This window comes from Amycolatopsis sp. SID8362 (genome assembly GCF_010550475.1).
In the GTDB taxonomy this organism is placed as follows: Bacteria; Actinomycetota; Actinomycetes; order Mycobacteriales; family Pseudonocardiaceae; genus Amycolatopsis; species Amycolatopsis eburnea.
The window spans coordinates 1-7,459 of the sequence record NZ_JAAGNB010001271.1 but is presented as its reverse complement, the minus strand read 5'-3'; the positions used below and the strand labels follow the sequence as shown (position 1 = coordinate 7,459).

Sequence of the window (7,459 nt, the reverse complement as noted above, 5' to 3'; positions counted from 1 at the left end):
CTCGACCCGGCGCGCCCGGCGGTGCTGGTCTCCCTGGGCACGGCGAACACCGGCGCGGGCGCGGACTTCCTGAGGGCGACGGCGGAGGCGTTCGCCGGCCTGCCCGCCCGCGCCGTGATCGCCGACCCTGGCGGCGTGCTCGGCGCGGTGCCACCGAACGTGCTCGTGCGGCCGTCGGTCCCGCAGCTGCCGTTGCTCGCGCGCGTGGACGCGGTGCTGTGCCACGCCGGCCACAACACGGTGTGCGAGGCGCTGTGGCACGGCCTGCCGCTGGTGGTCGCGCCGATCCGCGACGACCAGCCGATCGTCGCGGCCCAGGTGGTCGCCGCGGGCGCGGGCATCAGGCTGCGCTTCGGCCGCGCGAACCGCGAGCGGATCGTGACGGCACTCGAAGAGGTGCTCACGGAACCGTCGTACCGCCGTGCGGCCGAAGCGGTGGCGGCGTCGTTCCGCGCGGGGGGTGGCAGCGCCGCCGCGGCCGGGCACCTGGAGCAGCTCGCGCTGGAGAGCCTGCTGCCGGAAACCTGAGGGCTACCGTGCCGGGATGACTGTTTCCGTGTGCGCCCCGGGTGACGTCCCGGCCCTCGTGGCTTCGGCCGCGGCGCTGTTCGAAGAGGACGGCGGCCGCCGCGATCCGTTCATGGACACCGGCTGGCCCGCCCGCGAAGGCGAGGCCTACTACGCGAGCCTCGTCGCGGACCCGGCCTGCCTGTGCCTGCTCGCCGCCGGCGGGCACCTGATCGGGCGGCTGCGGCCCCCGGACCCGCTGCGGCCCGGCGCGGTGAGCGCGGTGCTGGAGAGCATGCGGGTCGGCCCGGGGCACCGCCGGTCCGGCGCCGGCGCCGCGCTGGTCGAGGCCTTCCTCGGCTGGGCACGGGACCACGGCGCGAACGACGTCAAGGTCACGGCTTACGCGGCCAACCACGGTGCGCTGGAGTTCTACCGCGCGCAGGGCTTCGAGCCGTTCGAAGTGGTGCTGCGTCACCGGAACGAGTGGCTATCCACAGTGGACTCCGCGCACTAGCCTCGGAGGCCGAGCGAGGAGGGCGCGAGATGACGGCCACCGCGGAGGTCGCCCACGAGCCGGGACCCGCGCCGCTGACCAAGGCGCGGGTCAACGCCGTCTTCGGCGCCGTGCTCCTCGGGATGCTGCTGGCCGCGCTGGACCAGACCATCGTCGGGACCGCGCTGCCCACGATCGTCGGCGACCTCGGCGGCGCTGGGCACCTGTCCTGGGTCGTCACGTCCTACCTGCTCGCCGAAACCATCATGACCGTCGTCGTCGGCAAGCTCGGCGACCTCTTCGGGCGCAAGCTGATGTTCCAGCTGTCCGTGGTCGTGTTCGGCATCGGCTCGTTCTTCGCCGGGTTCGCCGACAGCATGGTGTGGCTGATCGTCTGGCGCGCGGTGCAGGGCCTCGGCGGCGGCGGGCTGATGGTCACCTCGACCGCGCTCATCGCCGACGTCGTCCCGCTGCGCGAGCGCGGCAAGTACCAGGGCGTGCTCGGGTCGGTCTTCGGCGTGGTGACCGTCGCGGGCCCGATGCTCGGCGGCTTCTTCGTCGACCACCTCTCCTGGCGCTGGGCGTTCTACGTCAACATCCCGCTGGTCGTCGTGGTGCTGGTCGTGGCGTCCTCGGCGATGCCGAACGCCCGCGCCGTGGTCAAGCCGGTCATCGACTACCTCGGCATCCTGCTGATCGGCCTCGCCGCGACCGGCCTGACCCTGGTCACGAGCTGGGGCGGCACGCAGTACGCGTGGGGCTCGCCGACGATCATCGGGATGGCGATCGGCTCGGTCGTGCTGCTGGCCGCGTTCGTCTTCGTCGAACTGCGGGCGAAGGAACCGATGCTGCCGATGCGGTTGTTCCGCAACCCGGTCTTCACCGTCGGCGGGATCATGAGCTTCGTCGTCGGCTTCGCGATGCTCGGCGCGCTGTCCTACCTGCCGACGTACATGCAGTACGTGCAAGGGACGTCCGCCACCTCGTCCGGGGTCCGGCTGCTGCCGATGGTGCTGGCGCTGCTCGTCGCGTCGATCGCGGCGGGCAACGCGGTCAGCAAGACCGGGCGCTACAAGATCTTCCCGCTGGTCGGCGCGGCGGGGATGACGATCGGGCTCTACCTGCTGTCCCGGCTCGACACCGACACCGGCTTCTGGGAGGCGTCGGCGTACATGGCCGTGCTCGGCCTCGGCATCGGGCTGGGCATGCAGGTGCTGACCATCGCCGTGCAGAACACCGTCGACTACGCCGACCTCGGCGTCGCCACCTCGGGCGTGACGTTCCTGCGCTCGATCGGCAGCTCGTTCGGCGCGGCGATCTTCGGCACGGTGTACGCCAACCAGCTGACGCCGAAGCTCGCGGCGCTCCCGGTGCCGCCGGGTGTCGACCCGCGCGCGCTGCAGGTGCCGACCGCGTTGCACGCGCTGCCGGCGTCGGTGTCGGCGCCGGTGATCAAGGTGTACAGCGACGCCCTGCACGTGGTGTTCCTCGCCGCCGCGCCGGTCGGCCTGGTGGCGTTCGCGCTGGCGTTCTTCCTCAAGGAGGTCCCGCTGCGCGACACCGCCCGCGCGGCCGCCCCGGACCTCGGCGACGGCTTCGCGATGCCGGAAGCCCGCACGGATGACCGCGAGTTGGAACGCGCGGTCGCGACGCTGTTCTTCCGCGAGCGCCGCAAGGTGGCGCCGGCGATCGTCGAGCGGGCCGGCAGCGACCTCGACGAAGGCGGCATCTGGTGCCTCTTGCAGGTCCACCTGCGCGAACGCCGCGGCGAGCCGCCGACGCTCAAGGCGATCGGCGAGCACTTCGGCGTCCCCGCGCCGGTGCTCGAACCGGCGTTCAACCGCCTGGAACTGACCGGCCACCTGCACTACTCCCGCGACGGCTGGGAGCTGACTCCCGCGGGCCGCACGGAGTTCGCGAAGGTCGTCGGCGCCTGGCACGACTGGCTGGCCGACCGCCTCGGCGACTGGGGCACCGGCAACCGCGCCGAGCTGGACGCGGCGATCGGCCGCGTGGCGGCCCGGCTGCTCGACCAGAGCGCCGAGTCCCGGGCGTACGGACGGCACGCACTGGCCTGAACGCATCTTTCCTAGGGAAAGTGGCGGGTCTCAGCGGCGCCAGAAGTCGTGCGGGGTGCGGCCCGGGCGGAAGCCGCACGACTCGACGAGCGCGGCGGCCTCGGCGAAGCCGGCGCCGACGAGGCCCGCTTCGTGGGCGTCGCTGCCGAACGCCACGGCCTCGCCACCGTCCTGGAACCACCAGCGCACGACCTCGCCCGGCAGCGGCACCTTCGTGTTGACCTCCAGGGCCCGTCCGCTCGCCTTCAGCGCGCGCAGCACCGTGCGGAACTCCTCCTCGAACTCCGCGGCCGCGAACGGCGGGCCTTCGGCGGGCCACGACCGCAGCGCGTAGTCGATGTGCGCGAGCACCGCGAAGTCCGCCGTCGACTCGACCAGGCCGAGCACCTCCGTCAGGTACGCGCGCAGGATCTCGCCGGGCGGACGGCCGGACACGACGGTCAGTTCGTGGTGGTGCCCGTCGTCGCCGGGCAGGGAGTGCACCGAGCCGAGCACGCGGTCGAAGCCGTGGGCCGCGAGCAGCGCGTCGGCCCGTTCGCGGTGCCAGTGCGGCTCGCTCAGCTCGACCCCGGAGAGGATCCGCATCGACGGGAACCGCTCGCGGCACTCCGCGACGCACGCCAGGTAGCCCTCGACGTCGAGGTCCGGCGGCTCGAGGACGCCGTCCGGGCGCAGCCGCACCCGGAAGTGGTCCGGCAGCAGTGGGCGGACCGGCTCGGGGATCAGCCACGGCGTCAGGTCCGCGTGCTCGGTGAACGCCACCGACGGCAGGCCCAGCTCGAGGGCCCGTTCGCAGGAGCCGAGCATCGACCCGGTCACGGTGTCCCAGGACCATTCGGTGTGGACGTGACCGTCCGGCGGCAAGCTCACCGGCCCACCGTAGCCACGTTTTTCGGCTAGCGTCTCAACCATGGCGCAGAAGTCTCCGTCGGTGGAGCTGGAGGTCGGGCCGCACGAGGTCCGCATCTCGAACCCGGACCGGGTCTACTTCCCGGCCCGCGGCGAGACGAAGCTCGACCTGGTCAACTACTACCTCTCGGTCGGCGACGGCATCGTCAACGCGCTGCGCGAGCGGCCGTGCATGCTGCACCGCTTCCCGTCCGGCGTGGCGGGGGAGAAGGTGCACCAGAAGCGCGTGCCGAACGGCGCGCCGCCGTGGCTGGAGACCGTCCGGGTCACGTTCCCGCGGTACAACCGGCACGCCGACGAGCTGTGCGTGACCGAGCTGGCGCACGTCGCCTGGGCGGTGCAGATGTCCACAGTGGAGTTCCACCCGTGGAACTCGCGGCGCGCCGACACCGAGAAGCCGGACGAGTGGCGCATCGACCTCGACCCGATGCCCGACTGCGGCTTCGACCGCGTCCGCCGCGTCGCCCACGTCGCGCACGAGGTCCTCGACGAGCTCGGCGCGGTCGGCTGGCCGAAGACCTCCGGCGGCCGCGGCCTGCACGTCTACGTCCGGATCGAACCGCGATGGGGCTTCGCCGACGTCCGCCGGGCAGCGCTCGCCTTCGCCCGCGAGGTCGAACGGCGGGCCCCCGACGACGTGACCACGACCTGGTGGCGCAAGGACCGCGACCCGCGGACGCTGTTCGTCGACTACAACCAGAACGCCCGCGACCACACGATCGCGAGCGCGTATTCGGTGCGTGGCAACCCCGAAGGCACCGTGTCGACGCCGATCCGCTGGGACGAGATCGACGACGTCGAGCCGGGCGACTGCACCATCGCGACCGTCCCGGCGCGCTTCGCCGAGCTGGGCGACCTCCACGCGGACATCGACAAGGCAGTCTTCTCGCTGGAACCGCTGCTGGAGTGGGCCGATCGCGACGGTGTCGAGGAACCACCCGACCCGGACTGACGTATTTCCCGGGCGGGTTCGCGGCTCGGCTCGGGGTGAAGGTCGTGCTGTCGGGTGTGGACGCGGGCGCGTGGAGCCTGCTGGCGTTGCAGGTGGTCCTCGAACGCGAGGGCCACGAGGTGCGCGTGGCGGCCGAGGTGCTCAAGACGTGCCGCCGCGCGCGGCCGGACTGCCTGGTGCTGTCCACTGTGCACGGCGGTTCGGGCGTGGACGTGCTCCGCCGCGTGCGCGCCGACCCCGGGCTGGGCGGGTTGCCCGTGGTGCTCGGCGGCCGGCTGCGCCACACGCGCGCGGAGCTGCTCGCCCTCGGCTACGACGAGGTGTTCCCGGTCGCCGCCGCGGATCCCGGGGGAGCCGTGGCGGCGCTGCGGGCGTACCTGGCGCGTCAGTCCAGGCGTTCGACGATGGTCGCGTTGGCGAGGCCGCCCGCCTCGCACATCGTCTGCAGGCCGTAGCGGCCGCCGGTCTGCTCCAGCACCGACAGGAGCGTCGTCATCAGCCGGGCGCCGCTGCCGCCGAGCGGGTGGCCGATCGCGATCGCGCCGCCGTTGACGTTGACCTTCGCCGGGTCCGCGCCGATCTCGTGCTGCCAGGCCAGCACGACGCTCGCGAACGCTTCGTTGACCTCGAACGCGTCGATGTCGGAGACGGCGAGGCCCGCCCGGGCGAGGACCTTGCGGGTGGCCGGGATGATGCCGGTCAGCATGAGGAGCGGGTCGTCACCGGTGACGGCGAAGCTGTGGAGCCGGGCCCGCGGCCGCAGCCCGAGCGCCTTCGCCGTCTCGGAGCTGGTGATCATCAGCGCGGCGGCACCGTCGTTGATCGGCGACGAGTTGCCCGCGGTGACGTGCCAGCCGAGCTCGGGGAACCGCTGCTCCCAGCCCTCGGTGCGGAAGGCGGGCTTGAGCCCGGCGAGGATCTCCGGCGTGGTGCCCGGCCGCACGGTCTCGTCCGTCGTGACGTCGACCGGCACTCCGTCCGGCCCGGGTGCTTTGAGCGGCGCGACCTCGCCGGCGAACTTCCCGTCCGCCCAGGCCCGCGCGGCCCGCTGGTGGCTCCGGGCGGAGAACTCGTCCAGCTGCGCCCGGCTGAAACCCCACTTCGCGGCGATGAGCTCCGCGCTGATGCCCTGCGGCACGAGGCCGTCCGGGTAGCGCGCGGCGACCTGCGGACCGAACGGGTCCCGCCCGGCGGCCTGGCTGCCCATCGGCACCCGGCTCATCGACTCGACACCGGAGGCGAGCACGACGTCGTACGCGCCGGCGATGACGCCCTGCGCGGCGAAGTGGACGGCCTGCTGGCTGCTGCCGCACTGCCGGTCCACGGTCACGGCGGGCACCGACTCCGGCAGCCCGGCGGCGAGCGCGGCCCACCGGGCGGTGTTCATGCTCTGCTCACCGATCTGCCCGACGGCGCCGCTGATGACGTCGTCGATCCGGGCCGGGTCGACACCGGTGCGTCCGACGAGCTCGCGCAGGACGTGGGCATGCAGGTCGACGGGGTGCACCCCGGCGAGCGTTCCGTTCGGCTTGCCCTTGCCGATGGGGGTCCGTACCGCGTCGACGATCACCGCGTCCGTCATGACGTCTGCCTCCTCGCAGATCGGGGATGTGTTCGGTATACGCCGGGTAAGTTGGATTCCACAACTTAGGTGTTCGGCAAGTCACAGGCCTTGACGTGCTAGGTTGGATTTTCAACCCGATGGAGGTGGCATGGTCCGGCGTGGTCGTGAGTGCTCGGTCGCGGAGGCCCTCGAGGTCGTCGGCGAACGGTGGAGCCTCTTGGCGTTGCGCGAGATCATGCTGGGGAACCGCCGCTTCAACCAGATCGCCGAGAACACCGGTGCGAGCCGGGACATCCTCGCCGCGCGGCTGCACAAGCTCGTCGACGCCGGCGTGCTCGAGAAGGTCCAGTACGAGGCCCACCCGCCGCGGCACGAGTACTACCCGACCGAAGCCGGCCGGGCGCTGCAGCCGATCCTGCTCGGGCTGATGGCGTGGGGCGACAAGTACGTCCACCAGGGCGAACCGCCCACGCTCTGGCGGCACGCCTGCGGCGCGGAGCTGCACCCGGTCACCGTCTGCGCCCAGTGCGGCGAGGCGGTCAACGCGCCCGGTACCCGCGCGATCCGCCTCGGAGCCGTCCACTCCTGACCTGACCAGCTCAAGGTCTCCTCGCATCCCCCGCGAGGAGGCCTTTTTGGTGTCCGGGCGTTGACTTGAGACCCCCGTCACGGTAACTCTTGAACGAATCAGTGCAAGAACCTGACAACAGCGCGAGAAATCGAAGCAGCTGTCAGGAAGCCCTCGACGAAGAGGTGCCTATGACGTGCTGCGCCCGCGCGCCCCCGGGATCCCGCCCGCGCGTGCCCGTTCCCTGGTTGTGCCGTCCCGACGCGTCTCCCCTCCTCCCCGGATCCGAGGAACCCCATGAGAACGAAGCGACTCCTGTCGCGCGCGGCGACCTACGCCGCCCTGTCCCTCCTGCTGCTCACCCCCGCCGTGGCCGCGAGCGCCG

8 protein-coding genes are annotated in these 7,459 nt (G+C 72.3%); 6 read left to right on the top strand and 2 right to left on the bottom strand.

Going from position 1 to position 7,459, the window contains the following annotated elements:
* The 3 genes from G3I65_RS39320 to G3I65_RS39310 all read left to right on the top strand — a co-directional run.
* Positions 1–528 (top strand): glycosyltransferase (locus tag G3I65_RS39320; RefSeq protein ID WP_275940187.1); only part of this gene is annotated, 528 nt, incomplete at its 5' end.
* 16 nt (positions 529–544) lie between these two features.
* A complete protein-coding gene (locus tag G3I65_RS39315) occupies positions 545–1,024 on the top strand; it encodes a GNAT family N-acetyltransferase (protein ID WP_160700585.1) in 480 nt (159 codons plus the stop codon).
* A gap of 29 nt (positions 1,025–1,053) precedes the next feature.
* A complete protein-coding gene (locus G3I65_RS39310; RefSeq protein ID WP_160700584.1) occupies positions 1,054–3,081 on the top strand; it encodes an MDR family MFS transporter in 2,028 nt (675 codons plus the stop codon).
* Positions 3,082–3,111: 30 nt separating this feature from the next.
* Here the strand turns inward: G3I65_RS39310 and G3I65_RS39305 are convergent, their stop codons facing one another.
* Entirely contained in the window at positions 3,112–3,951 is an 840-nt protein-coding gene (locus tag G3I65_RS39305) for a PHP domain-containing protein (RefSeq protein WP_160700583.1), read from the bottom strand.
* A gap of 40 nt (positions 3,952–3,991) precedes the next feature.
* On the opposite strand from G3I65_RS39305, the gene ligD reads away from it, so the two are divergent.
* Positions 3,992–4,942 (top strand): non-homologous end-joining DNA ligase, encoded by a 951-nt coding sequence (ligD, locus tag G3I65_RS39300; RefSeq protein ID WP_160700582.1) that lies wholly within the window; start codon positions 3,992–3,994, stop codon positions 4,940–4,942.
* Between the two features lie 44 nt (positions 4,943–4,986).
* On the top strand, positions 4,987–5,397 hold the full coding sequence (locus G3I65_RS39295; protein WP_160700581.1) for a methylaspartate mutase: 411 nt from the start codon (positions 4,987–4,989) through the stop codon (positions 5,395–5,397).
* Here the strand turns inward: G3I65_RS39295 and G3I65_RS39290 are convergent.
* Positions 5,328–6,524 carry a thiolase family protein gene (locus G3I65_RS39290; RefSeq protein WP_160700580.1) on the bottom strand — a complete coding sequence of 399 codons (1,197 nt, stop codon included), beginning with the start codon at positions 6,522–6,524 and terminating at the stop codon, positions 5,328–5,330. The two genes, G3I65_RS39295 and G3I65_RS39290, sit on opposite strands and share 70 nt — an antisense overlap.
* 130 nt (positions 6,525–6,654) lie before the next feature.
* Between G3I65_RS39290 and G3I65_RS39285 the strand changes: the two genes are divergently transcribed.
* Complete coding sequence (locus tag G3I65_RS39285; RefSeq protein ID WP_160700579.1) at positions 6,655–7,095, top strand: helix-turn-helix domain-containing protein; 441 nt, start codon at positions 6,655–6,657, stop codon at positions 7,093–7,095.
* The last annotated feature ends 364 nt before the right edge of the window (positions 7,096–7,459 follow it).